This is a genomic window from Streptomyces sp. NPDC127114 (assembly GCF_042677525.1).
Taxonomy (GTDB): Bacteria; Actinomycetota; Actinomycetes; order Streptomycetales; family Streptomycetaceae; genus Streptomyces.
Map to the genome: position 1 here is coordinate 20,278 of NZ_JBHXTJ010000004.1, position 25,913 is coordinate 46,190.

General features: G+C 73.7%; 27 protein-coding genes and 4 pseudogenes. 9 read left to right on the forward strand and 22 right to left on the reverse strand.

Annotated elements, in window-relative coordinates; translation table 11 throughout:
* Window positions 1-14 precede the first annotated feature (14 nt).
* Window positions 15-929, reverse strand: a complete 915-nt coding sequence (locus tag ACFVGS_RS05585; RefSeq protein WP_385690674.1) for a diiron oxygenase — start codon at window positions 927-929, stop codon at window positions 15-17.
* 161 nt (window positions 930-1,090) lie between these two features.
* Between ACFVGS_RS05585 and ACFVGS_RS05590 the strand changes: the two genes are divergently transcribed.
* Both ACFVGS_RS05590 and ACFVGS_RS05595 read left to right on the forward strand, forming a co-directional pair.
* The gene (locus tag ACFVGS_RS05590; protein ID WP_384412645.1) at window positions 1,091-1,510 is read left to right on the forward strand and encodes a DUF4440 domain-containing protein; all 420 of its coding nucleotides are present in this window, start codon (window positions 1,091-1,093) and stop codon (window positions 1,508-1,510) included.
* A 58-nt stretch (window positions 1,511-1,568) separates the two neighbouring features.
* Window positions 1,569-2,507, forward strand: coding sequence for a sigma-70 family RNA polymerase sigma factor (locus tag ACFVGS_RS05595; protein ID WP_385690677.1), 939 nt, complete (start codon window positions 1,569-1,571; stop codon window positions 2,505-2,507).
* 67 nt (window positions 2,508-2,574) lie between these two features.
* Here the strand turns inward: ACFVGS_RS05595 and ACFVGS_RS05600 are convergent, their stop codons facing one another.
* The 4 genes from ACFVGS_RS05600 to ACFVGS_RS05615 all read right to left on the reverse strand — a co-directional run bounded on the left by ACFVGS_RS05600 (window position 2,575) and on the right by ACFVGS_RS05615 (window position 6,171).
* A complete protein-coding gene (locus ACFVGS_RS05600; RefSeq protein ID WP_384412640.1) occupies window positions 2,575-2,943 on the reverse strand; it encodes a DUF4180 domain-containing protein in 369 nt (122 codons plus the stop codon).
* Window positions 2,940-3,389, reverse strand: a complete 450-nt coding sequence (locus ACFVGS_RS05605) for a helix-turn-helix domain-containing protein (RefSeq protein WP_385690680.1) — start codon at window positions 3,387-3,389, stop codon at window positions 2,940-2,942. The genes ACFVGS_RS05600 and ACFVGS_RS05605 overlap by 4 nt, the downstream gene beginning before the upstream one ends.
* Before the next feature lie 378 nt (window positions 3,390-3,767).
* Window positions 3,768-5,711 (reverse strand): protein kinase, encoded by a 1,944-nt coding sequence (locus tag ACFVGS_RS05610; RefSeq protein WP_385690683.1) that lies wholly within the window; start codon window positions 5,709-5,711, stop codon window positions 3,768-3,770.
* Between the two features lie 52 nt (window positions 5,712-5,763).
* Entirely contained in the window at window positions 5,764-6,171 is a 408-nt protein-coding gene (locus ACFVGS_RS05615) for a hypothetical protein (protein WP_384412631.1), read from the reverse strand.
* A 119-nt stretch (window positions 6,172-6,290) separates the two neighbouring features.
* Here ACFVGS_RS05615 and rpmG point away from each other — a divergent pair, with 119 nt between their 5' ends.
* The 3 genes and pseudogenes from rpmG to ACFVGS_RS05630 form a co-directional block, all read left to right on the forward strand.
* Complete coding sequence (rpmG, locus tag ACFVGS_RS05620; RefSeq protein WP_384412628.1) at window positions 6,291-6,455, forward strand: 50S ribosomal protein L33; 165 nt, start codon at window positions 6,291-6,293, stop codon at window positions 6,453-6,455.
* A gap of 35 nt (window positions 6,456-6,490) precedes the next feature.
* Window positions 6,491-6,613, forward strand: coding sequence for a type B 50S ribosomal protein L36 (gene ykgO / locus ACFVGS_RS05625; protein WP_384412625.1), 123 nt, complete (start codon window positions 6,491-6,493; stop codon window positions 6,611-6,613).
* Between the two features lie 94 nt (window positions 6,614-6,707).
* A pseudogene (locus ACFVGS_RS05630) lies at window positions 6,708-7,646 on the forward strand (aminoglycoside adenylyltransferase domain-containing protein); the annotation flags it as partial.
* A gap of 48 nt (window positions 7,647-7,694) precedes the next feature.
* Here ACFVGS_RS05630 and ACFVGS_RS05635 read toward each other — a convergent pair.
* The 4 genes and pseudogenes from ACFVGS_RS05635 to ACFVGS_RS05650 all read right to left on the reverse strand — a co-directional run.
* Window positions 7,695-7,835: pseudogene (locus ACFVGS_RS05635) on the reverse strand (arginase family protein); the annotation flags it as partial.
* A gap of 52 nt (window positions 7,836-7,887) precedes the next feature.
* The gene (locus ACFVGS_RS05640; protein ID WP_384412612.1) at window positions 7,888-8,523 is read right to left on the reverse strand and encodes a GNAT family N-acetyltransferase; all 636 of its coding nucleotides are present in this window, start codon (window positions 8,521-8,523) and stop codon (window positions 7,888-7,890) included.
* 11 nt (window positions 8,524-8,534) lie between these two features.
* Window positions 8,535-9,845, reverse strand: a complete 1,311-nt coding sequence (locus ACFVGS_RS05645) for an FAD-dependent oxidoreductase (RefSeq protein WP_384412610.1) — start codon at window positions 9,843-9,845, stop codon at window positions 8,535-8,537.
* Between the two features lie 49 nt (window positions 9,846-9,894).
* Entirely contained in the window at window positions 9,895-10,254 is a 360-nt protein-coding gene (locus ACFVGS_RS05650) for a hypothetical protein (RefSeq protein ID WP_384412607.1), read from the reverse strand.
* Between the two features lie 463 nt (window positions 10,255-10,717).
* Between ACFVGS_RS05650 and ACFVGS_RS05655 the strand changes: the two are divergent.
* Together ACFVGS_RS05655 and ACFVGS_RS05660 are read left to right on the forward strand one after the other, a co-directional pair.
* Window positions 10,718-11,212 (forward strand): annotated as a pseudogene (locus ACFVGS_RS05655) (discoidin domain-containing protein); the annotation flags it as partial.
* 96 nt (window positions 11,213-11,308) lie between these two features.
* Window positions 11,309-12,016, forward strand: a pseudogene (locus tag ACFVGS_RS05660) (chitosanase); the annotation flags it as partial.
* A gap of 165 nt (window positions 12,017-12,181) precedes the next feature.
* Here the strand turns inward: ACFVGS_RS05660 and ACFVGS_RS05665 are convergent.
* The 5 genes from ACFVGS_RS05665 to ACFVGS_RS05685 form a co-directional block, all read right to left on the reverse strand.
* A complete protein-coding gene (locus ACFVGS_RS05665) occupies window positions 12,182-14,614 on the reverse strand; it encodes a protein kinase (RefSeq protein ID WP_385690689.1) in 2,433 nt (810 codons plus the stop codon).
* A gap of 100 nt (window positions 14,615-14,714) precedes the next feature.
* Entirely contained in the window at window positions 14,715-15,050 is a 336-nt protein-coding gene (locus tag ACFVGS_RS05670) for a hypothetical protein (protein ID WP_384412601.1), read from the reverse strand.
* A gap of 161 nt (window positions 15,051-15,211) precedes the next feature.
* A complete protein-coding gene (locus tag ACFVGS_RS05675) occupies window positions 15,212-15,472 on the reverse strand; it encodes a DUF6296 family protein (protein ID WP_385690692.1) in 261 nt (86 codons plus the stop codon).
* Between the two features lie 19 nt (window positions 15,473-15,491).
* On the reverse strand, window positions 15,492-16,343 hold the full coding sequence (locus ACFVGS_RS05680) for an N-formylglutamate amidohydrolase (protein ID WP_385690695.1): 852 nt from the start codon (window positions 16,341-16,343) through the stop codon (window positions 15,492-15,494).
* Window positions 16,344-16,430: 87 nt separating this feature from the next.
* Window positions 16,431-17,444, reverse strand: a complete 1,014-nt coding sequence (locus ACFVGS_RS05685; RefSeq protein ID WP_384412592.1) for an aldo/keto reductase family oxidoreductase — start codon at window positions 17,442-17,444, stop codon at window positions 16,431-16,433.
* Between the two features lie 234 nt (window positions 17,445-17,678).
* Between ACFVGS_RS05685 and ACFVGS_RS05690 the strand changes: the two genes are divergently transcribed.
* Window positions 17,679-18,320: an HPP family protein gene (locus ACFVGS_RS05690; RefSeq protein WP_385690698.1), complete on the forward strand. Its 642-nt coding sequence runs from the start codon at window positions 17,679-17,681 to the stop codon at window positions 18,318-18,320.
* A gap of 34 nt (window positions 18,321-18,354) precedes the next feature.
* On the opposite strand, the gene ACFVGS_RS05695 is transcribed toward ACFVGS_RS05690, so the two are convergent.
* Window positions 18,355-18,738 carry an ATP-binding protein gene (locus ACFVGS_RS05695; protein WP_384412586.1) on the reverse strand — a complete coding sequence of 128 codons (384 nt, stop codon included), beginning with the start codon at window positions 18,736-18,738 and terminating at the stop codon, window positions 18,355-18,357.
* A gap of 315 nt (window positions 18,739-19,053) precedes the next feature.
* On the opposite strand from ACFVGS_RS05695, the gene ACFVGS_RS05700 reads away from it, so the two are divergent.
* Entirely contained in the window at window positions 19,054-19,881 is an 828-nt protein-coding gene (locus ACFVGS_RS05700; protein ID WP_384412747.1) for a SigB/SigF/SigG family RNA polymerase sigma factor, read from the forward strand.
* Between the two features lie 134 nt (window positions 19,882-20,015).
* On the opposite strand, the gene ehuA is transcribed toward ACFVGS_RS05700, so the two are convergent.
* From ehuA to ectB, 7 genes are all read right to left on the reverse strand, one after another.
* A complete protein-coding gene (ehuA, locus tag ACFVGS_RS05705) occupies window positions 20,016-20,819 on the reverse strand; it encodes an ectoine/hydroxyectoine ABC transporter ATP-binding protein EhuA (RefSeq protein WP_384412581.1) in 804 nt (267 codons plus the stop codon).
* Window positions 20,803-21,444, reverse strand: coding sequence for an ectoine/hydroxyectoine ABC transporter permease subunit EhuD (gene ehuD / locus ACFVGS_RS05710; RefSeq protein ID WP_385690702.1), 642 nt, complete (start codon window positions 21,442-21,444; stop codon window positions 20,803-20,805). Before ehuD ends, ehuA begins: the two co-directional genes overlap by 17 nt.
* The gene (gene ehuC, locus ACFVGS_RS05715) at window positions 21,444-22,118 is read right to left on the reverse strand and encodes an ectoine/hydroxyectoine ABC transporter permease subunit EhuC (protein ID WP_384412575.1); all 675 of its coding nucleotides are present in this window, start codon (window positions 22,116-22,118) and stop codon (window positions 21,444-21,446) included. Before ehuC ends, ehuD begins: the two co-directional genes overlap by 1 nt.
* Window positions 22,115-23,014, reverse strand: a complete 900-nt coding sequence (gene ehuB / locus ACFVGS_RS05720; RefSeq protein WP_384412744.1) for an ectoine/hydroxyectoine ABC transporter substrate-binding protein EhuB — start codon at window positions 23,012-23,014, stop codon at window positions 22,115-22,117. Before ehuB ends, ehuC begins: the two co-directional genes overlap by 4 nt.
* A 23-nt stretch (window positions 23,015-23,037) precedes the next feature.
* A complete protein-coding gene (thpD, locus tag ACFVGS_RS05725; protein ID WP_384412572.1) occupies window positions 23,038-23,937 on the reverse strand; it encodes an ectoine hydroxylase in 900 nt (299 codons plus the stop codon).
* Window positions 23,938-23,990: 53 nt separating this feature from the next.
* Entirely contained in the window at window positions 23,991-24,431 is a 441-nt protein-coding gene (locus tag ACFVGS_RS05730) for an ectoine synthase (RefSeq protein ID WP_384412569.1), read from the reverse strand.
* 137 nt (window positions 24,432-24,568) lie between these two features.
* Complete coding sequence (gene ectB, locus ACFVGS_RS05735; RefSeq protein WP_384412566.1) at window positions 24,569-25,852, reverse strand: diaminobutyrate--2-oxoglutarate transaminase; 1,284 nt, start codon at window positions 25,850-25,852, stop codon at window positions 24,569-24,571.
* Window positions 25,853-25,913 lie beyond the last annotated feature (61 nt).

Below are 25,913 nucleotides of genomic sequence, written 5' to 3' on the forward strand. Positions count from 1 at the left end.
GGTGCGGATACGGCTCAGATGAGGTGGGCGCGGCGGTAGACCGCCACCGCCGGGCGGGTGAGCAGCCCGGCGGAGGCCAGGAACTCCATCAGGCCCGAACAGCTCGACCGCATCAGCGACTTGTGGTGCTCGTTGGCTCGGGCCTCGGCGAGCGCCCGCTCGGTGTCGAGTCCGGCGTTCGCGTACACCTCGCGGTTCACCATGCTGGTGACGATGAAGTACGAGGCGATCGAGACGACCAGGGCCTGGACCTGACGCCGCAGCCGGCCGGCCCCGCGCAGCCGGGCGCGGGTCTCCTCGCGGGCGAACTTCATGTGCCGCGACTCCTCGACGACATGGATGTTGTTGATGGTCCGGACGAAGGGGACCACCCGCTCGTCGCGCATCCAGTCGCGCTGCATGACGTCGAGCACCTCCTCGGCGACGAGGATCGACGCGTACGCGGCCTCGCCGACCGCCAGCGTCTTGAAGGCCCGGCCGAGTTCGCGCACGAAGCGCGGCGGGCGGTAGGCCGGGGCGCCGAGCTTGGCGGCGCCGCGCCCGAACATGATCGAGTGCCGGCACTCGTCGGCGATCTCGGTCAGGGCCCACTGGAAGCGCGGGTCGGTCGGGTCCTTGGCGTACATGTCGCGCAGCACCATCTGCTGGAGGATCATCTCGAACCAGATGCCGGTGCTGGCCACCGACGCGGACTCCTGCCGGGTCAGCTCCTTGCGCTGTGCCTCGGTCAGTTCCTGCCAGTACCGGGTGCCGTAGAGGGAGCACCACTCCGGGCTCATCCCGTGGAAGTCCTCGTCGAGCGGGGTGTCCCAGTCGACCTCAATGGCGGGATCGTAGGAGAGCCTGGCGGACGAGTCGAGCAGCCGCCGGGCCGCCTCGCGTTCGGGCTGCGGGGCCTGGTCCGCCGGCTGGACGGTGCTGCTTGCCATGGTGCGGGCTCCTTGAGGACCTCGGAGGGCGGGAACGGACTCTTGTTAGACACGGTGTCTAGCAAGCTGTTGGACGGACCGTATAGCAAGACGGGCCGCACGCCTACCCGTCGGTACGGAAATTCGTTGCCGAGGGGTCGGCGCCGGGAGAGGATGCGCCCATGATCGACACGAACGACACCGGCGGGTGCGGTGGCGAGACCGCCGAGGAGCGCGCCGCGATCGCCGCGGCCGTGGACGGCGAACTGCGCCTCCTGGACCCCGCCGTCCGCGTCTCCGCCGACGAGGCCGCCCGGCTGTTCGACCCCGAGTTCGTCGAGGTCGGCGCTTCGGGGCGGCGCTGGACGTACGAGGAGATGCTGGCCGCCCTGCCCGGGCTGGACGGCGCCGCGGAGGAGGGTCCGCGTTTCGAGGCTTCCGCCCTGCGCGGCGTGCTTCTCGCGCCCGGCCTCGTCCACCTCACGTACGAGACGGACTTCGACGGCCGCCGGGCGCGCCGCAGCTCCCTGTGGCGCAAGGGGGACGGCGACGCCGGCTGGCGCCTGTACTACCACCAGGGCACCCCGGTCCCGGAGGACTGAACGCCCGTGTTTTGATGAGGCGTTCACGCAGGCGGGGCGACCGGGGGAGCGGCAGGACATGCGGGCGAAGGACGACGGCGCGCTGCTGACGGAACACTTCGAGCGGGACCGGTCGCACCTGCGGGCGGTCGCCTATCGCATGCTCGGCTCGCTCGCCGAGGCGGACGACGCCCTCCAGGAGGCCTGGCTGCGCGCGCACGCCGCCGGCGTAGCGGGCGTCGAGCACCTCGGCGGCTGGCTCACCACCGTCGTCTCCCGGGTCTGCCTCAACATGCTCCGGTCCCGCGACCGGCGCCGCGAGGACTCCCTCGACGACCGGCCGGGCGAGCCGGACGTCGACCAGCCCGGGCGCGATCCCGAGGAGGAGGCCGTCATGGCCGACTCCGTGGGAGTCGCCCTCCTCGTCGTCCTCGACACCCTCGCGCCCGCCGAGCGGCTGGCCTTCGTGCTGCACGACATGTTCGCCGTGCCCTTCGAGGACATCGCCCCGATGCTGGAGCGGACCCCGGCCGCCGTGCGGCAGCTCGCGAGCCGCGCCCGCCGCCGCGTGAAGGGCGGCTCGGCCGCGACACCCGCCGCCGGAACCGCCGACGCCGCCGATGCGGCCGGCGTCGCCGACGCGGCCCGCGCGGAGACGGCCCGGCGGCGGCAGGTCGTCGAGGCGTTCCTCGCGGCGACCCGCGGCGGGGACTTCACGGCGCTGCTGTCGCTGCTCCACCCCGACGTCGTGCTGCACGCCGACCGGATGGTCGTCCCCACGCCCGAACCGGTCGTCGTCGCCGGCGGCCGGGCGGTGGCCCAGGGCGCCATGGCGGCGATGGGACGGGCCCGCTACACCGGTCTGGCGCTCGTCGACGGGCAGTTCGCCCTGGCGATGGCGCCGAAGGGTCGGCTGCGGCTGGTGCTCGCCTTCACGGTGGAGGACGGGCTGATCACCCGCATCGAGGTCGTGGCCGAGCCGGACCGGCTCGCCGCGACGGAGTTCGCCGTGCCGTAGTCCGCCACTCCGGAGTCCGGCCGCATGGGGCCGGACTCCAGCGGCGCGGAGTCCGGCGTGCCCGGCCTCAGCGGACCGGAGTGAGCCGGTCGGCGAGGGCGGCCGTGTCCGGGACGAACCAGAGCTGGGTGCCCCGGTTGGACTCCCGGACGAAGTCCCGAAGTGCCGGACTGTCCTCCAGGTGCCTCGAGATGTCGCCCACGACGGCGAGGCCGAGCCGGTAGTTGGCGAACTTCTGGACGATGTCCCCGGCCACCCGGGTGCGCAGCCGGAAGAAGTCGTCCGGGAACCTCTCGACCGGTACCGCGACCCAGCTCGCCCCGGCGTACGACCCCTCGCCGATGACGTCGATCGCCTCCCGCTCCCCGAGCAGGAGCGGACCCTCGGCCGGGCAGAGGAAGACCGGCGTGCCGTGGAAGTCCCGAAGGGCGTTCACTGTGTGCCTCCGATCAGTGCGTCGAGAACCTTGAGCAGGTCGGCGGTGGTGTCGAGATCGCCCAGGACCACGAACTTCAGCGAGTTCCGGTCCTCGTCGAAGACGGTCTCCACGCGCAGCCGGCCGCCCGCGTCCGCGCCCGTGCCGCCGTGCCGCCCGAGGACCGTGGCCATGACGGCGTTGGCGAGCCGGTCGGCGGTGTGCCGGTCCGCGCCGTCGACCTGCACGATGCTCGACACGTCGGCGCGCGGCCCCCGCGGAGTGGAGGCGGGAGCGACGGGCGTTCCCGTGAAGGCCTCCAGGTCCTCCCGGCTGATCCGGTACTGCCGGCCGACCCGCGTCGCCGGCAGCCGTCCGTCACGGACGTAACCCCGGACGGTCTTCACGTGCAGGTCGAGCAGATCGGCGATCTGCTCGACCGTGTAGTACTGCTGCGCCGCGCTCACGTCACACTCGACCTTCCCTGTGCTTCTCTTACCTTCCCTAATCTATCATTCGAAGAGGAAGGAAAGGGAAGGTCGACGACTGAGGGGGTGGGTCGGTGGCGTACGCGTCGATATGGGTCTGGGTGAGGCTGCTGCCGGACGTGTCGACCGGCTCCGCCCGCCACGAGACCGGGCGGGCAGGGGCGCCCTCCTCGGCATCACCGCACCCCTCCCCGAAGACGCCGCCGCCCGCCCCGGCGCATGGCCGACGGGCGGGCGGTGGGACGGGCGGGGAGAACTCAAGGCCCTGAACCGGTGACTCCGGTGCGACGGGCGGCGTTCTGAGGGCTCGGCGCCACAGCGCGCCGTGCTACAGGGCTCCGTGCCCAGGGCTCCGTGCTACAAAGCTCCGTTGCGCCAGACCGTCAGGTCCAGCGTGATGTACGTGCTGGGCGACTCCTCCGGCGAGAACGCCTTGACCGTGACCAGACCCATGTGGCCCGTCCCGGTGGTGACGCAGATCTGCCGCCCGGGCGACAGCTTGTTCACGTACACCTCGCGCGTGAACCGGGTGTCCGCCCGGCACGCGGCGAGGGTGGCCTCCTGTCCCGGGTCGAGCAGCACCATGTTGCCGCCGGTGCTCTCGGCGTCGAGGTATCCGCCGGTGTCGTAGGAGAGCTCGTAACCGCCGTCCTCGCCGTCCTGGGGCCGTACCACCTGGTCGCCGAGGGTCAGGTGGTACCCCGCCGTCAGGTTGATGTTCTTGTACTCGACGGGCTTCGGCTCGGCCTTGGCGGAGGGCTTCCCGGACGGCGTCGTGCCGCCGCCGGAACCGTCGGAGGAGGAGGCGCCGGACGACCCGCCCGACCCGGTCTGCTGGCCGGGCTTGCCGTTGCCGCTCGCCGAGTTGTTCCTGTCGTCGTCCTTCGTCAGGACGTACGCGGTGGCGGCGCCGCCCACCCCGAAGACCAGCGCGGCGGCGACGCCCACCAGCAGCGTCCGCTTGACCGGGTTCTGGCGGGCCGCCGGAGGCCGGCCGCCGGGACGCGGCGCGTGCGGGTAGGGCGCGTTCGGATAGGGAGTGTTCGGATGGGGAGCGTTCGGGTACGGCGTCGGATACGTCGGCGCGGTCGGGTAGGCGCCGCTGCCCGGGTACGGGGCCGGAGCCGGGCCCTGCGTCGGCGCGTAGGCGTGCCCCGCGTGCGGCGGAGGCGTCGGGACGGAAGGTGCGGCTGCCGGTGGCCCGGCCGGAGAAGGCGTCACCGGAGCGGGCGCCGTGGGGGAGTGGCCCGGTACCGGCCCCGCCGGAGCGGTCGGAGGGTAGCCCGCCGGAGGTCCGGCCGGTGCCGTCGGCGGATGGGCCGGGGGCTGCGCCGGAGCGGCGGGCGCGGGAGCGGCGGCGGGCGCGGGAGCCGGTGCGGGGGTGTTCGTGCGGGCCGTGATCTCCGCGGAGACGACCCCCGGAAGCCAGTCCTCGGGCCGGCGCAGCACGGTCGCCGCGTTGGCCTCCTGGCAGAGCCGGATCACCTCGGCGACGGACGGCCGGGCCTCGGGATCCTTCGCGAGGCAGCGCGTGACGAGGGCGCTCAGCCGCTCCGGCACCGCGCCGAGCTCCGGCTGCTCGTGCACGATCCGGTACAGCACCCCGTGCGAGGTGCCCTCGCCGAACGCGGGCACGCCAGTCGCCGCGTACACGGCGACCTGCCCGAGCGCGAAGACGTCCGTGGCCGGGGTGACCCGGCGCCCGGCCGCCTGCTCCGGGGCCATGAAGGAGGGCGTGCCGATGGTGACGCCGCTGCCGGTGAGGGAGGTCGCGTCGGCGGCGTGCGCGATGCCGAAGTCGATGACGCGCGGGCCGTCCGAGGCGAGCAGCACGTTGGACGGCTTGAGGTCGCGGTGCACGAGGCCGGCGCCGTGGATCACCTGCAGCGCCTCGGCCATGCCCGCGACCAGCAGCAGCACGGTCTCGACGGGCAGGGCTCCGTGCGCGACGACGGCGTCGGCGAGCGAGGGTCCCGGGACGTACGCGGTGGCCAGCCAGGGCCGCGTGCCCTCGGCGTCGGCGTCGATGACGGGCGCGGTGAACAGGCCCTGCACACGCTGCGCGGAGCGGACCTCCTGGGCGAAACGGCGGCGGAACTCGGCGTCCTCGCCGAACTCGGGCCTGATCACCTTGATGGCGACGGGCCGCCCTCCGGGCGTGTACGACAGGTACACCTTGCCCATGCCGCCGGCCCCGAGCCGGGCGGCCAGCCGGTATCCGGCGACGGTCGTCGGGTCGTCGCCCTCGAGCGGCTGGAAGACCGGCGGCGTGCCGGCGCTGCCCGGCTGCTGACCACTCATCAATTCTTTCTCCCCGTGCGGAACTAAGGATCCCGGTTGCTCGCCCGGCACCTTATCCGCTGCGGGGCGGTCGGTGTGACCGCTGATCCTGCGGGGGGCGGGCGAAGCACCGCAGGGCCAGGCCGAGCGTGACCTTGACGTCCTCGTGGAGGTCGGTGAGGTCGCAGACCTCGAGCCAGGAAAGGTGCCCGCCCTGTGCGAAGAGGACGACGTCGCCGAGGAGCGTGCCGTCCTCGGCCGAGAAGATCCGGGACGCCACCGACGCGGTGCCGGGGCCGCTCGGAGCGGCGGGGACGGCCGATGCGTCGATCGCGAAGTCGGTGGTACCGCACCCGCACTCGCAGCGGCCCTCCACCCGCAGATGCGGCACCTGGCGGCGCAGCGCCTCGTGGACGGCATCGTCCCCGTCGAGGAGGAGGTCGAGGGCGGTGGCCACGTCGGCGGGCAGATGATCACTCACCGGGCCACCGTAGGCGGTCGCCACGGTGGGAATGCGGCCGGGGGTGACGGTGTTGCACACGGCAAGGCTGACATGCCCGAGTCAAACGAGCTCGACGGCGGCAGCCGGAAGGAGCACCCATGCCACGCACCACCCAGCGCCCCGTGGTCACCCTCCGGTCCACGGCCGGCACCGGCGTCACCTACGTGACCCGCAAGAACCGTCAGAACGACCCCGACCGCCTCGTCCTGCGGAAGTACGACCCCGTGCTCGGGACACACGTCGACTTCCGCGAGGAACGCTGACCGCGAGCGGTCCGACGAGAGAACGAGACGCCACGATGAAGGTACGCAACTCCCTGCGCGCCCTGAAGGCGCGCCCCGGCTCCCAGGTGGTCCGCCGCCGGGGCCGGACGTACGTCCTCAACAAGAAGGACCCGCGCGTGAAGGCCCGCCAGGGCTGACCCCACGCGGGCCGGCCCCGTCCCCTGCTCCGGGGGGGCGGGGCCGTCCGGCGTTCACGGGGCTGCCCTCGTTCACGGGGTGCCGCGCTGACGGGTGGGCCGCGCTCACGGTGCCACCCGCGCTCACAGGGGTGCCGACGGCCCCCGTCGGTCCGGGCGGCGGCGACCCCGCCTCCTCACGGCGCGGATCTCCCGGATCGAGCGCGCCGCCCAGCCGTCGGCCGCCCGCCGCGCCGAAAACCCCGCGCGAGCCGGTCGGCGTCCCGGTACGCTCGCCCGGCCCAGGTCCCAGCCCTCAGGAGGCCCGTTGACCACCGCCCAGACCGACGCCGTCGTCCGGCTCGTCCGCGCCGTCCTCGGAGAGCGGGCCCTCGGCGCGTACGCGCACGGCTCGGCCGTGCTCGGCGGACTGCGGCCGCACAGCGACGTCGACGTCCTCGTCGTCGCCGACCGCGGTCTCGGGCCCGACGAGCGGCGGGAGCTGACCGACGGCCTGCGCGAGCTCTCCGGCAGCCGCGCCCGTGGTGGTCCCGCCCGGCCCGTCGAGCTGATCGTGGTCGTCGCCGGGCAGATCCGGCCCTGGCGCTACCCGCCCGTCTGCGACTACCTCTACGGGGAGTGGCTGCGCGAGGAGTACGAGCGCGGCGAACTGCCCCGGGCGCGGCCCATGCCGGACCTGGCCCCGCTGCTCGCGATGGCCCGCGCCGGTGACGCCCCGTTCTTCGGACCGCCGCCCGCCGAGGTCATCGATCCGGTGCCCGCCGCGGACGTGCGGAGGGCGATCGTCGCGGGCGTTCCCGACCTCATGGCCGACCTCGACGCCGACACCCGCAACGTGCTGCTCACCCTCGCCCGGATCTGGACCACCCTGGAGACCGGGCGGATCCGGTCGAAGGACGATGCCGCCGCGTGGGCCCTCGACCGCCTGCCGCCCGGCCGGCGGTCGGCGCTGGCCCACGCCCGGGACGTGTACACGGGGCGGGCCGAGGAGGACTGGGCGCCCCGCCGGGCCGCCGTGCGACCCGACGCCGAACACCTCCTGGAGCGGATCGGGCGGGCGCGGACCGGCACCGTGCCGGGCTCAGGCCCGGGCGAGGGCCGCGACGACGAGATCGGTGAGGAGCGCTCCCGCGGTCCCGTCGGGGTCGAGATCGGGGTCGTAGATCGTGACGTTGAGGCCCACGCAACGCGGCGAGCGGACGAGCGGCCGTAGCAGCGCGGTCACCTCGTTCCTGCCGGGCTTCTCGCCTGCCGGGCCCGTCGCGTGGGGTCCGTCAGGTTCCGCGGGGTCCCGCGGACGCGTCCCCCAGCGGGACCGTCCCCGCCCTCCCCGTGGCCGCCTCAGCCCGCCACCCGTACGGGGCCGGATCCGGCCCCGCCCCCGCCCACAGGTGCAAGTGCATCGGCCGCGGACGCGCGGGCGGGTCGGCGGCCAGCGTGTGCTCCGTGGGGAAGCCGCCGGCGAGGGCCGTACGGCAGGAGGCCTCGTTGTCCAGTGCGTGTACCAGCTCGAACCGCCGGCCCGTGAACGGGCTGTCCGCAGCTCCGGCCGCCCAGGCGGTGGCGAGGGCGAGCGCGAGGGAGGCGATACCGCGGCCCCGTGCCGCGGGCGCCGTCCAGTAGCCGACGCGCGCCGCGCCCGCCGCGGCGGTGAACGCCACGTGGCCGACCGGCTCGCCGGGCCCGGCCGCGTCCTCCTCGACCACCGCGAACGCGACGCGCGAACCGGCTCGGCGGCCCCGGTGCTGCTCCGCCACCCAGGCCCGCGCGTCCTCCTCGCCGTCCAGACGGGTCGCCAGCCACCGCCGCATCAGCGGGTCCCGGTGGTGCCGGACGAGCGCGTCGACGTCCTCGTACGCCCAGGGCCTCAGCAGCAGCGACGGACCGCCCGGCACCCGTACGCGCGGCAACCCTGTCCCTCTCACGCCCGGCTGTCCGAGGCCAGCAGCACCCGGGCCGCGCGCAGGAGCAGGGCGGGCCGGGTGAGGGCGCGCGGGTGATCGATGAGGTTGACCACGTTCGTGTACGTGGTGTTGACCACGGAGTCGAGCACCGAGGCCTCCGTCAGCCGGTCGCCCGCCCAGCGCAGCAGCCGGTAGCCGGGCGGGTAGGGGCCCGTGACGTGCGGCTGGGCGAGGTCCGCGGTGGTCGACAACTGCCAGGCCGCGTCGACCACGACCGCCGCCCGCCGGAAGTAGCCCCACGCGGGTTCGCGCCAGGAGGCGCCCGAACGCAGGTGCGCCGCGAGGGAGTTCGCCTCCAGGGCGGCCAGCGTGAGGCCCTGCCCGTACACGGGGTTGACGCCGGCGAGGGCGTCGCCGACGACGGCCAGGCCGCCGGGGAGCCGGCCGAGGCGCGCGTAGTCGCGGCGGACGCTCTCCGCGAAGTGGAAGGTGTCCACCCCGCCGGTCATCTCGCACACGTCGGCGACCGTGCGCAGCGGTTCCACGCACCGCCGCATCCGGGCCAGGAACTCGGCCGGATCGGCGCCCGGGCGGTGCCCCGCGTAGCCGGCGAGGACGACCGACCAGCGGTCGCCCTCCACCGCCGCGAGCGCGCCGGGCTCGGTGAGACCGGGCTGGTGGTCGCTCTTCGGGCCGGGGATGGAGTGGGCGACGACGGTCGTGCCCAGTTCGTCCCCGCGCCGGAACGAGGCGGTGGCGTAGCCGAGGTCGATCCGCATCCGGCGGACCGGCGCCCGCTCCCAGCCCGCCTCCTCCAGCCAGTGGCCGAGCCGGCTGGACCGGCCCATGGCGTCGACGGCGAACCCGGCGTCGACGACCTCGCCCTCCTTCGTGGTCACACCGCGCACCCGCCCGGCCTCCAGGAGCAGGCCGCGGGCCTGCGCGCGCACGATCCGCACGTTCGGAAGCGCGCCGACCCGCCGGCGCACCCCCGCCTCCAGCAGCGGGCGGCTCGCCCCGAGCATCCGCTGCCCGTCCGCGGGCGCCTTGAGCCGGCCGTCGACGTAGAAGCGGACGTCGTCGCCCTCGCCCATCCGGGCCCCCTCCGCGACCAGTTCGGCGGTGATGCCGGGAAACCAGCGCTCCAGCTGGCTGTGCCCCTGCGCGAGCAGGGCGTGCAACTGCCGCCGCTGCGGGGCCCTCGACCCGGTCCCGTCCGCTCCGATGTCGTCGGGTTCGAGGACGACGACCTCCTCGGCGAAGTCGCTCAGCACCCGGGCCGCGAACAGCCCCGCGTAACTCCCGCCCATGACAACGGCCCGCTTCACACAACCCCCCACCACGCCCGCCGCCTCCTGCGCCGACCCGCCCGCGACCCTACCGCCCGGGCTCGCCGCCATGATCACCGGCGCTCGGGAACGAGGCCTCCAGAGCGGCGACATGACGCGCCTCGGCATCCTTCCGCACCGCGGCGAAACGGCGGTCGACGACGAGGCAGAGCCCGAAGGACACCGCCCACGCCGCCGTCCGATGCCGGCCGAGGAAGCGGACCGGGGCGTGCCAGGGACCGGAGAGCGCCTCCACGGTCGCGGCACGGACCACGGCGTCACGGTCGGTGGGATCGACCACCCCGCCCGGCTCCGTGTCCCCGCGCGCCAGGTCCTCCGCGAGGGCGCGGGCCTGGGCAACGGTGTCCCGGCGCCCGTGGATCTCGACGGTCCGCACGGCTGTACGCATCCGGATGCGGTCCCAGTAGCCGCGCCGCGCCCAGCGTTCGGCGCCTCGACACGCCCGGCCTCCGCCGATCCGGGCGCCAGCTCCATGAGTCGCCGCGACAGGCCGCCGGCCCGGCCGGCCCGGGCGGGGCGGTCGAAGCTGTCCGTGCGCAGGCAGAGTTCGGCGTATCCGGAGAGCAGCCCGAGGTGGTCGGGTTCGAGTGCGAGCCCGGCCCGGAAGGCCCGGATGCGTGAACGAGCAGGTCAAGCGGGGTTCCGTGAGTACGACCGCCCGTGCGGCGGCCCGTTTCCGCGGGCCGGCTCAACTCCCTTTGCCATTCACCCTCTTGCGTCGCTCCAAGGCTCCTCATACTCTCACTGCGCATGTTAGGAAGCTTTCCTAACTGTTCTCTTCGCTCAGGAACCCGTCCGCCTGAACACGGGACCGCCGCACCACACGCGACCGCCCGGGAAAGTGAAGCGAGATGCCCCCCACCATCAACACCGTCCCCACCGTCGACACCGGCGGCACCACCCACGCCGCCGGCAGCGGCGGCACCGGCAGCGCGCTCCGGCGCCGTCGTCGTCGCGCCGCCGCCCTCGTCGTCGGTGCCGTGACCGGGCTGCTTCTGCCCGCCCTGCCCGGTCTCGTGCCCGCCGCCGGCGCGGCGGCCGGGAACCTCGCACAGGGGCGACCCGTCACCACCTCGTCGAACGAGACCAGCTCGCTCACCGGTACCAAGGCGGTCGACGGGTCCACCACCACCCGCTGGGCCAGCGCCGAAGGCGTCGACAACCAGTGGATACGGATCGACCTCGGCGCCGGCACCGCCGTGAAGCGGGTCGTCCTCAAGTGGGAGGCGGCCTACGCCAAGGCCTACCGCGTCGAGCTCTCCGACGACGGTTCCTCCTGGCGCCAGGTCTACGCCACCACCACCGGCGACGGCGGCACCGACGACCTCGCCGTCAACGGCACCGGCCGCTACCTGCGCGTCTTCGGCACCCAGCGGGGAACCCCGTACGGCTACTCGCTGTGGGAGGTCGAGGCGTACGGCGGCGGCACCACTACTCCGCCGGCCCCCGGCACGGGCCTCGACGACCCGGCCAAGAAGGAGATCGCCATGAAGCTGGTCTCCACCTTCGAGAACTCGTCCCTCGACTGGCGCGCCCAGTTCGCGTACATCGAGGACATCGGCGACGGCCGCGGCTACACGGCGGGCATCGTCGGGTTCTGTTCCGGCACCGGCGACATGCTCGACCTGGTCGAGCGGTACACGGCCAAGAAGCCCGGCAACCCGCTGGCCTCCTACCTCCCCGCCCTGCGCCGGGTCAACGGCACCGACTCCCACGAAGGCCTCGACCCGGGCTTCCCGAACGCCTGGCGCCAGGCCGCCCAGGACAGCGTGTTCCAGCAGACGCAGGAGGAGGAACGCGACCGGGTCTACTTCAACCCCGCCGTCTCCCAGGCGAAGAGCGACGGCCTGCGCGCACTCGGACAGTTCGCCTACTACGACGCCGCCGTGATGCACGGCGAGGACGGCTTCCGCTCCATCCGCGCGGTCGCCCTGTCCCGGGCGCTCCCGCCCTCGCGCGGCGGCGACGAGAAGGCCTACCTCCACGCCTTCCTCGACGCGCGCGAGGAGGAGATGCGCAAGGAGGAGGCGCACAGCGACACCACCCGCGTGAGCACCGCCCAGCGCCGCTTCCTCAACGAGAACAACTTCGACCTCAACACCCCGCTGTACTGGAGCGTCTACGGAGAAGCCTTCTCCATCACCAGCTGAGCCGCCAGGTCGGACTGGGACGGCCGGCGGTACGGGCAGCAGTCCACCTGCTCCCGTACCGCCGCCACGGCGTCCTGCCGCCACGGCGCCCTTGAGGCCCGGACCGTCCACGCGCCCGCCCGCCCCCGAACCGGCGGCGGACGGACCTAGTCCACGCCCCGTTCGTCAGCGCCAGGCCGGGTGGGCCTCGGGCTTGTCACCGGTCGTCAGCCGGCGCTCACCCGTGCCGTCCGCCCGTACCGCCCAGATCACCGGCTCCTCGTACGGACCGCGCACGAACGCCAGCCAGCGGCCGTCCGCCGACCACGCCGGGTCCATCTCGTGGTCCGCGGTCGCCACCAGCGTCCGGTCGCCGGTGCCGTCGGAACCGACCACACGGATGTCTCCCTTGGCCTGGCCCTGGTACGTGCCGGCGGTGTACGCGAAGGTCCGGCCGTCCGGCGACCAGGCCGGGTCGAGAGCGGGATGCGGCAGCCGGGTCACCTGACGCGGTCCACGCCCGGGCTCGGCGGGATCCACAAGGTGGATCTGCCAGTTGCCCTTCCCCACCTCCGCACAGATCGCGATCTGCTTCCCGTCCGGGGACCACGCCGGGTCCTCCACCCGGCCCTCGCCGTAGGTGAGCTGCCGGACCGAGCCGTCGGCCACCGTCACCTCGTACAGCTGCTGCACGCCGTCCTTCACGCGCAGCACGGCCAGGCGCGTGCCGTCCGGCGACCACGACACCCGCCCCCCGGCGATGGCGGCGACCCGCCGCGCATCGCTGCCGTCGGCCTTCGCCGTCCACACCGCGGCGCCGTCGGCGGACTTGCGCGTGAAGGCGAAGGACCCGCGGTCCGGCGCCCACTGCGGCAGCATGTCGCACGTGCCGTCGGTTCCGTCGGCGGCGTTCCGCACCAGTTGCCGCGGCGAGTCCGTCGCCGCCGGCCGGACGGCGATCACGGCGTGGCACTCCTGGGGCCAGCCGGGCGCGACGTCCTGACGCACGAGGAGCGGAGCCGTCGGGAACGCGCCGGGGGAGGCCCCGGCGGACGGCCCGCCACTGCCCGCCCCGCCGCCCGTCCGGTCGCCGGCATCGCCCTTCCACGGCGCCCAGATGACGACACCCGCGATCGCCGCCGCGCACACCGCGACCGCGACCGCCGTCAGGAGCCCGTCGCGCTGCGGGGGGCGCGGCTCGCGGCGGTCCGAGGGCGCGACGGGGCCGGTGCCGGGCCCGAGGGTGTCGGGGACGGTGGCCTCGGGGCGTACGGGAGTCGGCACGGGCGCGGGGACGGGAACGGGGACCGGGACGGGGACGGTCGGCACCGGTACGGGCTCGGGCGCGGGGGCGGCTGGCGGCTCGGGCTCGGCCACCGGGCGGGGCCCGGGGGTCGCTACGGGATCGGTTGCCGGGCGGGGCACGGGGGTGGCTGCCGGCTCGGTTACCGGGTGGGGCACGGGGGTGGCTGCCGGCTCGGGCCTGGGCGTGAGCTCCGGCTCGGGTACCGGGGCGGGCACGGGTGCGGATACCGGCTGGGGCTGGGGCTTGCGCTGGGGCCCGGGTTCCGGCTCGGGTGCGGCTTCCGGTGCGGGCTCGTTGTCCGCCTGGCCCGCCTGGCCCGCCTGGCCCGCCTGGCCCGCCTGGCCGCCCTGGCCCGCCTGGCCCGTCTGCTCCGTCTGCTCCGTCGGGCCCGCCGACGCAGGCCGGTCCGTCGCGTCCGTCTCCGGCGTGAGCGCGGTCGTGGCGTCTCCGGGCGCCGTCGCGAGCAGCACCGTCGCGTCGTCCGGCAGCCAGCCGCCCTCCGGCGGGTGCTGGATCGTCAGACCGTCCAGGAACGCCGCGGGGGTCGGCCGTCGCGCCGGGTCCTTGGCCAGACACGAGGCGACCTGCGCCCGCAGGATCTCGGGGACGGCGCCGAGGTCCGGTTCCTCGTGCACGACCTTGTAGAGCCAGGCCGCGGATCCGCCCTCGCCGAACGGCGAGCCGCCCGCCGCCTGGCACAGCACGACCCCGAGCGCGAACATGTCGACGGCCGGAGTGATCGTGCCGCCCGTGAGCTGCTCGGGAGCGAGGTAGCCCGGAGTGCCCACCTGGAGTCCGGTCCGGGTGAGGGCCGTGGTGCCGTCCAGGGCCCGCGCGATGCCGAAGTCGATGACCCGCGGCCCGTCCTCGGCGACGACGATGTTCGCGGGCTTCAGGTCCCGGTGGATCACGCCGGCCCGGTGGATGGCCTCCAGGGCCTCCGCGAGTCCGGCGGCCAGCACGCTCAGGGTGTCCGCGGGCAGCGCGCCCACCTCGTCGAGGACGGTCCGCAGCGTGGGCCCGGGCACGTACGCGGTCACGAGCCAGGCCGGGCGCCCGTCGGGATCCGCGTCGACGACCGGAGCGGTGTGGAAGCCGCCGACCCGTCGTGCCGCCGCGACCTCCTGGGCGAACCTGCGCAGGAACTCGGGATCCGTGCCCAGTTCGGGCCGTACGACCTTGACGGCGACCGCCCGCCCGGACCGGGACCGGCCCAGATAGACCACGCCCATGCCACCCTGGCCGAGCCGTCCGACCAGCCGGTATCTTCCGTCCCCGACGGACTCCGGGTCCCCGGCTTCCAGCGGCCTCATGCTGCCCCCTCGCGAAACGAACGTGCAGTGGTTCTCCTACCAGGCGCGCGGTGCTCCGGTCGAGTCGAGCACCGCGCGGTCGGGCCCCGGGCAGGGGGTCTCAGCCCAGGTCGTGCTCCTCCCAGGTCTCGTCGTCGGGGTCGTACTCGGTCCGCGCGGACTCCCAGGTGGCGGAGGCGAGCTCGACGCCGGGGACGGAGCCGAGGAGCTCCACCGGGTCGATGAAGTGGGCCAGGGAGCCGGACGGGTCGATCTCGATGGCCTCCACGGACTCGGCGCGCTCGGCGTCGTCCATGTAGGTGTCCTCCTGGACCTGTGCGAGCGCGGCGGCCTTGAGGGCCTTCTCGTCGGTGATCTCGGCGATGAGCTCGATGTTCACGCGCACAAAGCGCGGGGCGGCCTGCTCGGCAGCCGATGAGGGGTCGAAACTGGTCATCCGGGCAGCTTAGGGCCTGTGCCGCCCGGCCCGCCGCAGGGCCGCCCCACGGCCTGCTCGGCTCACACGCCGCGGAGTCGCCCCACGGCCTGTCCGGCTCTGTCCTCCGCCGGAGGGCTCTGGGGTCTTGTGCGGCGGACGCGGGTCAGTGCCGGACGGATCTAGGCGACGTCCGGAACTCCGGGATCCGGTGCTTCGGGCAGCGGCCGGGCGACGACGTGCTGCGGAAATTCCTGGTGCCCGCCCGACGCGAGCACCCGCACCTCGTCGCGATCACTGATCTCGGCGCGGATGATGCCCGTCGCATCGGCGTACACGGGGTGCCCGCCGGGGCCGCTGGCCGCGGTCCGCTCGACGACCACGGCGTCGCGGACCTCGCCCGCACCGCCGGAGAACACCAGCTCGTATCTGCGCGTGCTCACCGCACCAGTTTACGTCCGGTCACGTCCGGGGTCCGGTCGCGCCGGTCCCGAGGACCTCGTCGGTCACGGCGTCCACCAGGGCGGCCAGAGCGACTCCCAGGGCACGTGCCCCCGCCCCGGCGGGGCCGCCCGGCTCGGTCATGTAGCGGTCGCGGCGGATCTCCACCATCAGCGCGCCGACCCGCGGATCGCGCCCGTGGTGCGCCAGCGGCACGTACGTCCCGGCGAAGGGACTGTCCGTCCCGACCCCGCCGAAGCCGGCGAACGCGCGCCGGGCGGCGGCGAGCAGCGTGGGCGGCGTGTGGAAGGCGTCCGTGCCGAGGCAGACGGGCGGGCGCGGGCCGTCGCCGTGGAGTTCGTACGGGAGCGCTTTCGTCGGGTACGAGTGGACGTCCACGACGATCGCGCGCCCGGTCGCCGCGAGCCGCTCGTCCACGGCTCGGGTCACGGCCTCGGCGTACGGCGTGAAGTACCGCTCGACGAGCGGCGCCGGGTCGAATCCGCGCGGACGGAGTTCGGCGCGGTGCGTGGTGCGCGTGTACACCGCGCCCATCCCGACCGCGAGCATCTCCTCCCGCTCGTCGGGGAACCGCTCGGGGTCGACGACCAGCCGCGACAGCCGGTTGACGAACCGCCAGGGCGCCGTGCCCGCGCACGCGGCGGCCACGGCGGCGATTTCCTCGGTGTGGGCGTCGGTGATGTGGTCCAGCTCCCGCTCCAGTGCGGCGTCGTCGAGGACGATGCCGGCGCGCACCTCCGGGGGCACCGTACGGGAGGAGTGGGGCACGTGCAGCAGCACGGGGGAGTCCGGCGCTCCTGCGAGCAGCTCGTAGGAGGGTGCGTCGGCATCGGGTGCGTCGGCATCGGTCATGGGACGGGCTCCTCGGTGGTGGTCCTCTGCGGTGGTCCATGTCCGCGTGGGTCATGTCCACCCTGGCGGTGTCCGCTCAGGCCGCCTCTACGGCAGGGCCGCACCGCGTGCGGTGATCCACAGGCGGTACCACTCCTCGTGGCCGAGCGCCGCCGGGTCGCCGGTCGCGGCGTCCTGGCAGGCGCGGACGCGTGCCGGGTCGGTGGTGCCGATGACCGGGGTGATCCCGGCGGGATGACGCCGGAGCCACCACAGCACGATCGTCTCCGGCGTGGTGCCCTTGGCCTCGGCGAGCTGCGCGACCAGTGCGGCCGTGGCCCGCTCCTCGGGCGTCTCCTGACGTCCGGTGTAGCGGCCCTGGGCCAGCGGGCCCCACGCCTGCAGCGTGATCCCGTGCCGCAGACAGTGCTCGACCGTGCCCGCGGGGAAGCCCACGGCGGCCGACGCGGGCGTGTTGACGAGCACGGCGTCCTCGAGCCAGTCCCGCCGCAGCAGGCTCATCTCCAGCTGGTTCACGACGAGCGGCAGCCCGAGCCGGTCCTGGAGGCGCGCGATCTGGGCGGCGTTCATGTTGGAGACGCCGAAGCGGCGCACGAGTCCCTGCCGGTGCAGCGACTCCAGGGCCTCGGCGATCTCGGCGGGGTCGGCGAGCGGATCGGGCCGGTGGAGCAGGAGGACGTCGAGGTGGTCCGTCCGCAGCCGGTCCAGGCTCTCCTCGACGCGGCGGACGATGCCGGGCCCGCGCAGGTCGTACATGCCGGGCCGGTCGCCGTCGGCGAGCCGGATCCCGCACTTCGACTGCAGCGTGATCCGCTCGCGCAGGCCGGGCGCACGTGCCAGGACCTCGCCGAACACGGCCTCGGCCTTGCCGTGCCGGTAGATGTCGGCATGGTCGAAGGCGGTGATCCCGCTCTCCAGCGCCGCCTCGATCACCGCCTCCGCGGCGTCGACGTCGGCGGGCTCCCAAGGACTCGGGTCCCAGCTGCCGCCGAGCCCCATGCAGCCGAGGACCACCCGGTCGGTGCCGGCGGCGGGCTGCGCGGTCTGCTGGGCGGCGGGCTGCACGGCACGGCCGCGGTCGTGCGTCTCGGTCGAAGTCACGGCCTCACCCTCCCACAGGCCGCCGCCGACCCTGCCCGGGCGGTCTCGACGCCGGACCCAGGCGGTAGCGTCTTCAACGTTTTGTATACAATCGGCGTGGTCGTGTCGCCCGCATCCGGGCGGCGCGGGCGTGGGCGCAAGGGCGGGCCGACTGTCGACCACAGGGCTCGTACGCCCGCCCGTTGATCCTGCCTGCCGCCGGCCCCGACGCCGCCTGCCCGGAAACACCTCACCATGAGCACCGACACCGACACCCGCACCGTCACGCCCGCAGCCGACGAGACTCCGGACGGGACTCCGACCGAAAGCCTGACAGCGACGGAGACCGGGGCAGCGAGCGGGACCCGGACGACCGCGAGCGGGACCGGGACCGCAAGCGGGACTCGAACCGTCGCCGTCCGCGCCCCGGCGCGCCCGGCGCCCGCAGCGGCGTTCCACAGTGTCGGGGCCGTCACCCTCGTGCTGCTCGGTCTGGTCGCGATCGGCGCGGTGATCCACGAGCCCGTGCTGATACCGCCGCTGGCCGCCAGCGCCGCCCTGGTGCACAGCGCGCCGACGCTTCCGCTCTCCCAGCCGCGCAGCGTCGTCGTCGGCCACCTGCTCGCCGCCGCGGCGGGCTATGCCACGCTGGCCGTGGCGGGAGCCAGCGCCTGGGCCGCCGCCGTGGCGGCCGGCCTCACACTCGCCCTCACCCACCTCGCCCGCACCCCGCACTCGCCCGCCTGCGCGACCGCCGTGGTGGTGGTCCTCCAGGCGCCCGCCCCGGCCCGCTTCGTGCCCCTCCTGTTCGGGGCCACCGTCGTGCTCGTCCTGATGGAGTTGGCGGTCTCCCGGATACGCAAGGGCGCACCCAGGTACCCCGCCTACTGGTGGTGACCCGGACGGACGCCGCCCGACGCGCACGCCGGTGTCACCGGTCGAGCGGCACCACCGCGCGCACCGTCTTGCCGTCGGGCCGTAGGTCCACCGTCACTTCGCGGGACAGGCGCAGCACGATCGGCCAGCCGTAGCCGCCGGGCCGCAGGTCCTGCGTCCGGGCACGGCGGCGCGGCGGGCACCGGCTGGCGTCGCTGACCGAGACGGCCACACTGCCCTTGCGCACGTCCAGGGTGAAACCGGTCACCCCGCCGCCGTGCCGCTGTGCGTTCGTCACCAGCTCGGTCGCCACGAGCATCAGGTCGTCGACCTGCGGGGACGGCACCGAGGCGCCGGGCGCGAGGGCCCTGCGGATCGACCGCCGGGCCTCCGCCGGCGTACGGACTCCGGGCGAGGTATCGCCCCTCGTGGTCATCATGGGCTCCTTCCTCCCTCACCACGTGTTCCGGCGGGTCCCGCCTGCCCGCAGAGCCCGAAAAGATGCGCGATGTCCTGACTGGCGTGCCGTCAGGAAGCGCACCTGGCGGGAACCATGAGCGGAGAACCGGTGACCGCGGGCGGAAACGGGAGCGGAAGTGCGGGCGGAAACGGTCGACCGTGAACCGGTACGCGTGCGAGCGCCGAGCGCGGGTAGGCGATTCGCCACAAGCGAACGTCCGGCGAGTAACAGGAGGTTGTCCCCGTGCGGACCGAGATGGTCAAGGCGACGACGACGGCGGCCGCGGAAGGCGGCATGCCCAGCGACCTGCCCGTGCTCGAGGCTCCTCACGAGGTCGCGCCCCAGGACGCGCGCGCCCTGTCGAAGGTGTTCTTCCGGGAGCTGGCACGGCGGGAGGAAGGGACGGAAGGCCACCAGTACGTCCGTAACACCCTGATCGAGATGAACACCTCGCTCGTACGCTTCGCGGCCGGCCGCTTCCGTGCCCGCGGCGACGAGATGGAGGACATCGTCCAGGTCGGGATCATCGGCCTGATCAAGGCGATCGACCGCTTCGACCTGAGCCGGGAGGTGGAGTTCGCGACGTTCGCCGTGCCGTACATCGTCGGCGAGATCAAGCGGTTCTTCCGCGACTCGACCTGGGCCGTGCACGTGCCGCGCCGCCTCCAGGAGGCCCGCGTCGAACTGGCCAAGGCCAACGACGAGCTGAGCTCGCACCTCGGCCGGGCGCCGCGCGTCGCGGAACTGGCGGAGCGGATGGACCTGTCCGAGGACGAGGTGATCGAGGCTCAGATCGCCGCGAACGGCTACCACACGTCTTCCCTCGACGCCGCGCTGGGCAGCGGCGACGAGGAGGACGCCGACGCGTCCCTCGCCGACCTCATCGGCGAGGAGGACCCGGCGCTCGAACTCTTCGAGGACTTCCACACGCTCGCGCCGCTCGTCGAACTCCTCGACGAGCGCGACCGGCTGCTGCTGCACCTGAGGTTCGTGGAGGAGCTGACCCAGGCGGAGATCGGCGCCCGGATCGGCGTGTCCCAGATGCATGTCTCCCGGCTCCTCGCCCGCAGCCTCGCCCGACTGCGCGAGGGCATGCTGCCGGAGGCCTCGACCACCCGCTGACCCGCCCGGCCGCCGCCCCGCGCCGGCGCGCACCCGCCGCCCCGACAAGCCCGCCGATCCCGCGCCGCCTGCCGATCCCGCGCCGCCTGCCGGCCCACCGCCCGTACCCGACCGAGGAGCCTGCCGGCCTCACCTCACCGCACCGCCCGCAGGAACGCCCGCGTCCGATCGTGGCCGGGGTCGTCGAGGAGTTCGTCCGCGCCGCCCGACTCCACGATCCTGCCCTGGTCGAACATCAGGATCCGGTCCGAGACGTCGCGGGCGAAGCCCATCTCGTGGGTCACGCACAGCAGCGTGATGTCCGTGGCGCGGGCCACGTCGCGCAGGACGTCGAGGACCTCCGCCACGAGCTCGGGATCGAGCGCCGACGTCACCTCGTCGAGGAGCAGGATCTCCGGCCGCATCGCCAGCGCGCGGGCGATCGCCACCCGCTGCTGCTGGCCGCCGGAGAGCCGGGTGGGCCGGGCGTCGACCTTGTCGGCGAGGCCGACCATGCCCAGCAGTTCCCTCGCCCGTGCCTCCGCGGCCTCCCTGCTCTCCCGGAGCACGTGCACGGGCGCCTCGACGACGTTCTCCAGAACGCTCATGTGCGGGAACAGGTTGAAGTGCTGGAAGACCATGCCGATGCCGCGCCGCCGGGACGCGAGGTACCGTTCGCTCGCCGGCACCAGCTTCCCGGCCCTTCCGCCGCCCTGCCCGGCCGGCATGTGCGAGTACGGCTCGCCGGCCACATGGATGACGCCCTCCGTCACCCGCTCCAGCGTCATGAGCAGCCGCAGGATCGTGGTCTTGCCCGAGCCGCTCGGGCCGATCAGCGTGACCCGCTCGCCGCGCCCGACCGCCAGGTCGAGCCCGTCGAGCACGGTGTGCTCCCCGTACCGCTTGGTCACCCGGTCGAAGCGCACCGCTTCCGCCGTGTCCTCAAGCCCCTCTCGCAAGGCGTGCCTCCAGTCGTCGTACCAGCACGGACGTCGGCCAGCTCGCCAGCAGGAACACCGCGGCGGCCAGCGTGAAACTCTCCAGATAGGCGAAGTGCGTGCTGCCGAACGAGCTCGCCTCGTGCACCATCTCGTGCACCGTGATCACCGACAGCAGCGGCGTCTCCTTGAACATGGAGACGACATAGTTCCCCAGCGGCGGCAGCACGTTGCGGACCGCCTGCGGCAGCACCACCGCCCGCCACACCCGCCGGCGCGGCAGCGAAAGCGCCGTGCACGCCTCCCACTGGCCCTTCGGTACGGCGTCGATGCCCGTCCGGTACACCTCGGAGAGGTACGCGGCGTAGTGCACGCCCAGGACGAGCACGCCGAGCACCAGCGCGTCGAGGCCCGGGACCAGCACCCACGCCGCGAACAGCTGCACCAGCAACGGCGTCGAGCGGACGAACGCGGCGGCCGCGTTCACCGGTCCCGCCACCCACCGCGGCCCGGCCCGCCCGACCAGCGCGAGCACGAGGCCGAGCAGTAGCGCCACCCCGAAGCCGAGCACGGTCGCCACCAGCGTGACCCCGAAGCCCTCCAGCACGGCGGGCAGCGCGGCCCACGCCGCCTCCCCGTCCCACATCACCCGTCACCGCCCGTCCCCAGCCGCGCCCTGGCGGCCCGCTCCAACGCGTTCATCAGCAGACTCAGCACTCCGGCGAGCACGCCGTACACCGCGAGCAGCAGCAGGTACGCCGCCGCCGTGTCACCCGTCGCCGAGCGCAACTGGTCGATCTCGAAGGTGAGATCGGGCACCGTGACCAGGGACAGCAGCGGCGTCGCCTTCAGCAGCTGGACCAGCAGGTTCTTGAACGGCGCGACCATCAGCGCGTGCGCCTGCGGCAGCACCACACGGCGCAGCCGCAGGACGGGACCCATGCCCAGCGCCACCGACGCCTCCAGCTGCGCCCGGGGCACGGCGGCGATCGCACCGCGCACCACCTCGGCCCCGTACGCGCCGAAGTTCAGTCCGAGCGCCACCACGGCACAGGCCAGCGGCTCCAGCCGGAAGCCGAGCATCGGCAGCGCGAAGAACAGCCAGAACAGCTGCACGTACAACGACGTGCCGCGGAAGAACTCGACCACCGTCCTCGCCGCGCCCCGCACGGGCAGCCGCCGCGAGCCGGACATCAGCCCCAGCCCGTACGCGAGGACGAGGGCGAGCCCGGCGCCGAGCACCGTCGCCTCCACCGTGACGAGCAGTCCCTCACCGAGCCGGGGCAGCGCCCGCTCCAGCTCCGCCAGGAACGCGCTCACACCCGTCCCCGGCCCGCGCACAGGTCGGCGGTGCGCAGTCCGCGCGGCGGCGCCTCGCGCTCGGTGAACCCGTAACGGCCGATCAGACCCACGTAGCGCGCCGGATCGCCGGTGATCCTCGCCAGCTCACGGTCGAAGGCGTCGCGCAGCGCCCGCGCACCCGGCCGGAACACCGCCCCGCCCGCGCTCCACTGCTTCACCCCGTCCACCTCGGGCACGAACGGCGTCGCCACCTCCACCGCCGCGCCCTGGTTCGTCCTCGCGAGCCAGCGCAGCGAGATGCCGGTCAGCGCGAAGGCGTCGATCCGGCCGGCGAGCAGGGCGTCCAGACCGTCCTGCTGCTTGGCCAGCGTCTTCACCGACCCGTCCGGCACACCCGCCGCCTTCGCGTACGAGGCCTCCACCGCGGCGGACAGCACGCCCACCGTCGCGCCCTCGCGCACACAGGACGCGAAGTCGCCGAGCCGCTTCGGATTGCCCTTGCGGACCATCAGCGCGGTGGTGGAGACGAACTCGGGCTCGGAGAAGATCACCTTGGCGCACCGCTCGGGCGTGATCGACATCCCGGCGCTCACCACGTCGAAGCGGCCGGCCAGGAGACCGGGTATCAGCGCGCCGAACTCGGTGAGGGTGGGACGCAGTTCGGGCACGCCGAGCGCCGAGAACACCTCACGGTGCAGCGTCGGCGCCTCGCCGGCGAGCCGGCCGCCGTCCTGGAAGCCGTACGGCGCCTCACCGGCGAAGCCCACCCGCACGTGGCCCTGCTCGCGCAGCTTCCCGAGCAGGTCCGCGTCCTCCTTCGGCGCGCCCGTGCCGACCTCGGTGCGGCTGCACGCGGCCAGGAGTCCGGCGACCCCGACGGCGGGAGCCAGGGCGAGGAAGCCGCGCCGTTTCATCGACGAGGGTCGGGACAAGGCGCTCACCCGACCGGCGTGACATCGCGCGCGGCGATGAACGAGGGCCGGCGCACCGGCGCCGCGAACGGCAGCTCCGGCGCGTTCTCGACGCTGTTGAAGACCAGGAACACATTGCTCCGCGGATACGGGGTGATGTTGTCGCCCGAGCCGTGCAGCGCGTTGCAGTCGAACCAGGTCGCCGAGCCGGGCGCGCCCGTGAAGTGCCGGATGCCGCAGGCGTCCGCGAAGGTCGTCAGCGCCTCGTCCGACGGCGTCCCCGCGTCCTGCATCTGCAGCGACCTCTTGTAGTTGTCCTTCGGGGTCTCGCCGGCGCAGCCGAGGAAGGTGCGGTGCGAACCCGGCATGATCATGAGGCTGCCGTTGGTGGTGTGGTTCGCGGTGAGCGCGATCGACACCGAGACCGTCCGCATCCGGGGCAGACCGTCCTCGGCGTGCCAGGTCTCGAAGTCGGAGTGCCAGTAGAAACCGCTCGCGCCGAAGCCGGGCTTGACGTTGACCCGCGACTGGTGGACGTACACGTCGGAGCCGAGGATCTGCCGGGCGCGCCCGACGATCCGCGGGTCGGCGGCCAGCCCGGCGAACACCTCGCTGATCTTGTGGACCTCGAACACGGAGCGGATCTCGCGCGAGCGCGGCTCGACGACGGCCCGCTCGTCCTCGCGCACGTCCGGGTCGGCGACCAGTCGGTCCAGCTCGGCCCGCAGCTCGGTGACCTCGTCAGGAGTGACCAGCTGGTCGACGGTGACGAAGCCGTCGCGCTCGTACTCCTCGAGTTCACGGGCCCAGAACGGCCCGGGCGTTCCGGGCTCGGCCCACACGACGGGGTCCTTGCGGCCGATCAGCTGCTCCTGGGCGCCTCGGGTGGGGTAGAGGTCGACGGGACGGGTGGGGGCGGAGGTCATGACGGGCGGTGCCTTCCTTTCTCGTACGGACTCGTGGGGGCGGGTGCGGTGCTTCAGGCGGTGCCCGGCCCGGACTCGTGGCCGGGGCCGAGCTCGGGCTCGGGCTCGGTGAGGAGCGGGTAGACGCCGTTCTCGTCGTGGTCCTCGCGGCCGGTCACCGGCGGGTTGAAGACGCACAGGCAGCGGAAGTCCTCCTTGACCCGGAGGGTGTGCCGCTCGTGCCCGTCGAGCAGGTACATCGTTCCGGGGGTGATGGTGTACGTCGTGCCTGTCTCGTGGTCGGTGAGCTCGGCCTCTCCGGCGGTGCACACGACGGCCTCGACGTGGTTCGCGTACCACATGGACGTCTCCGTCCCGGCGTAGAGCACCGTCTCGTGGAGCGAGAAGCCCACCCGCTCGCGGGCGAGGACGATGCGCTTGCTCTCCCAGGTGCCGGAGGCGGCACGGACGTGGCGGTCGGTGTTCTCGATCTCGGCGAAGCTGCGGACGATCATGCGGGATGACCTTTCGGTGGTGCTGGTGATGCGAGTGGTGCTGGTGATGCGGGTGATGCCTGTGGTGCCGTTGGCGTTGTGGCGTTGTGGCGTTGTGGCGTTGTGGCGTTGTCGCGGGGACCGGAGGCCCGGCGATGTCAGAGGGCGACGCGCTCGGCGGCGTGCCGGACGGAGCGGGCCAGGATGCCGAGCCCCTCGTCCAGCTCGTCGTCCGTCACGGTCAGCGGCGGCAGCAGTTTGACGACCTCGTCATGGGGCCCCGACGTCTCCAGGAGCAGCCCCAGCTCGAAGGCCCGCCGGCACACGGCCGCCGCCCGCTCCCCGTCGGTGAACTCCAGGCCCCACACGAGCCCGCGGCCGCGGAGGGCGACACCGGAGCGGCCGTCCTCGCCGAGCAGGTCGCCGAGGGCGCTCTCGATCCGGGCGGCCCGGGCGAGGGTGCGGTCGCGCAGGGCGTCGTCGCGCCAGTACGTGTCGATGGCGGCGGTGGCCGTGACGAAGGCGGGGTTGTTGCCGCGGAAGGTGCCGTTGTGCTCGCCCGGCTGCCACACGTCCAGCTCGGGACGGAACAGGCACAGGGCCATCGGGAGGCCGTAGCCGCTGATGGACTTCGACAGCGTGACGATGTCGGGGGTGATGCCCGCCTCCTCGAAGGAGAAGAACTCGCCCGTGCGGCCGCAGCCCATCTGCACGTCGTCGACGATGAGCAGCATCTCGTGCCGCCGGCACAGATCGGCGAGCCCGCGCAGCCACTCGGCCCGGGCGACGTTGATCCCGCCCTCGCCCTGCACGGTCTCGACGATGACCGCGGCCGGCCGGTCGAGGCCGGAGCCCGGGTCGGAGAGCAGACGCTCGAACCACAGGAAGTCCGGCATCCTGCCGTCGAGGTAGTGGTCGTACGGCATCCGCGTGACGTGCGGCAGGGACACCCCCGCGCCCGCGCGCTTGGCGGCGTTGCCGGTCGTGGCGAGCGAGCCGAGGGACATCCCGTGGAAGGCGTTGGTGAAGGAGACGACCGTCTCCCGGCCGGTGACCTTGCGGGCGAGCTTGAGCGCGGCCTCCACGGCGTTGGTGCCGGTGGGGCCGGGGAACATCACCTTGTAGGGCAGGGCGCGCGGTTCGAGGACCGCCGAGTGGAAGGTCTCCAGGAAGTCGCGTTTGGCGGTCGTCGACATGTCGAGGCCGTGGGTCACGCCGTCGCGGGCGAGGTAGTCGAGCAGCGCCCGCTTGAGGACCGGGTTGTTGTGGCCATAGTTGAGGGACCCGGCCCCGGCGAAGAAGTCGAGGAAGGGCCGCCCGTGCTCGTCGTACAGCCGGCTCCCGCGGGCCTGTTCGAAGACCACCGGCCAGGCGCGGCAGTAGCTGCGCACCTCGGATTCGACGGTCTCGAAGACGGACGGGGCGATGTCGGTGAGGGTCACGGTTCTCCCGTATCTCGGTTTCGCGGTGGGGCTTGGTGAGGCTGGGGGGGGGGCTGAGTGG

What these genes read in the sequence shown, in the direction of transcription:
- rpmG (WP_384412628.1), top strand. Translation starts at nt 6,291, where the DNA reads ATGCCACGCACCACCCAGCGCCCCGTGGTCACCCTCCGGTCCACGGCC.
- ACFVGS_RS05595 (WP_385690677.1), top strand. Translation starts at nt 1,569, where the DNA reads ATGCGGGCGAAGGACGACGGCGCGCTGCTGACGGAACACTTCGAGCGG.
- ACFVGS_RS05665 (WP_385690689.1), bottom strand. Translation starts at nt 14,614, where the DNA reads ATGAGGCCGCTGGAAGCCGGGGACCCGGAGTCCGTCGGGGACGGAAGA.
- thpD (WP_384412572.1), bottom strand. Translation starts at nt 23,937, where the DNA reads ATGACCTCCGCCCCCACCCGTCCCGTCGACCTCTACCCCACCCGAGGC.
- ehuD (WP_385690702.1), bottom strand. Translation starts at nt 21,444, where the DNA reads ATGTGGGACGGGGAGGCGGCGTGGGCCGCGCTGCCCGCCGTGCTGGAG.
- ACFVGS_RS05695 (WP_384412586.1), bottom strand. Translation starts at nt 18,738, where the DNA reads ATGATGACCACGAGGGGCGATACCTCGCCCGGAGTCCGTACGCCGGCG.
- ACFVGS_RS05730 (WP_384412569.1), bottom strand. Translation starts at nt 24,431, where the DNA reads ATGATCGTCCGCAGCTTCGCCGAGATCGAGAACACCGACCGCCACGTC.
- ACFVGS_RS05700 (WP_384412747.1), top strand. Translation starts at nt 19,054, where the DNA reads ATGCCCAGCGACCTGCCCGTGCTCGAGGCTCCTCACGAGGTCGCGCCC.
- ACFVGS_RS05610 (WP_385690683.1), bottom strand. Translation starts at nt 5,711, where the DNA reads ATGAGTGGTCAGCAGCCGGGCAGCGCCGGCACGCCGCCGGTCTTCCAG.
- ACFVGS_RS05585 (WP_385690674.1), bottom strand. Translation starts at nt 929, where the DNA reads ATGGCAAGCAGCACCGTCCAGCCGGCGGACCAGGCCCCGCAGCCCGAA.
- ykgO (WP_384412625.1), top strand. Translation starts at nt 6,491, where the DNA reads ATGAAGGTACGCAACTCCCTGCGCGCCCTGAAGGCGCGCCCCGGCTCC.
- ACFVGS_RS05650 (WP_384412607.1), bottom strand. Translation starts at nt 10,254, where the DNA reads ATGCGTACAGCCGTGCGGACCGTCGAGATCCACGGGCGCCGGGACACC.
- ACFVGS_RS05590 (WP_384412645.1), top strand. Translation starts at nt 1,091, where the DNA reads ATGATCGACACGAACGACACCGGCGGGTGCGGTGGCGAGACCGCCGAG.
- ACFVGS_RS05670 (WP_384412601.1), bottom strand. Translation starts at nt 15,050, where the DNA reads ATGACCAGTTTCGACCCCTCATCGGCTGCCGAGCAGGCCGCCCCGCGC.
- ACFVGS_RS05680 (WP_385690695.1), bottom strand. Translation starts at nt 16,343, where the DNA reads ATGACCGATGCCGACGCACCCGATGCCGACGCACCCTCCTACGAGCTG.
- ehuB (WP_384412744.1), bottom strand. Translation starts at nt 23,014, where the DNA reads ATGAAACGGCGCGGCTTCCTCGCCCTGGCTCCCGCCGTCGGGGTCGCC.
- ACFVGS_RS05690 (WP_385690698.1), top strand. Translation starts at nt 17,679, where the DNA reads ATGAGCACCGACACCGACACCCGCACCGTCACGCCCGCAGCCGACGAG.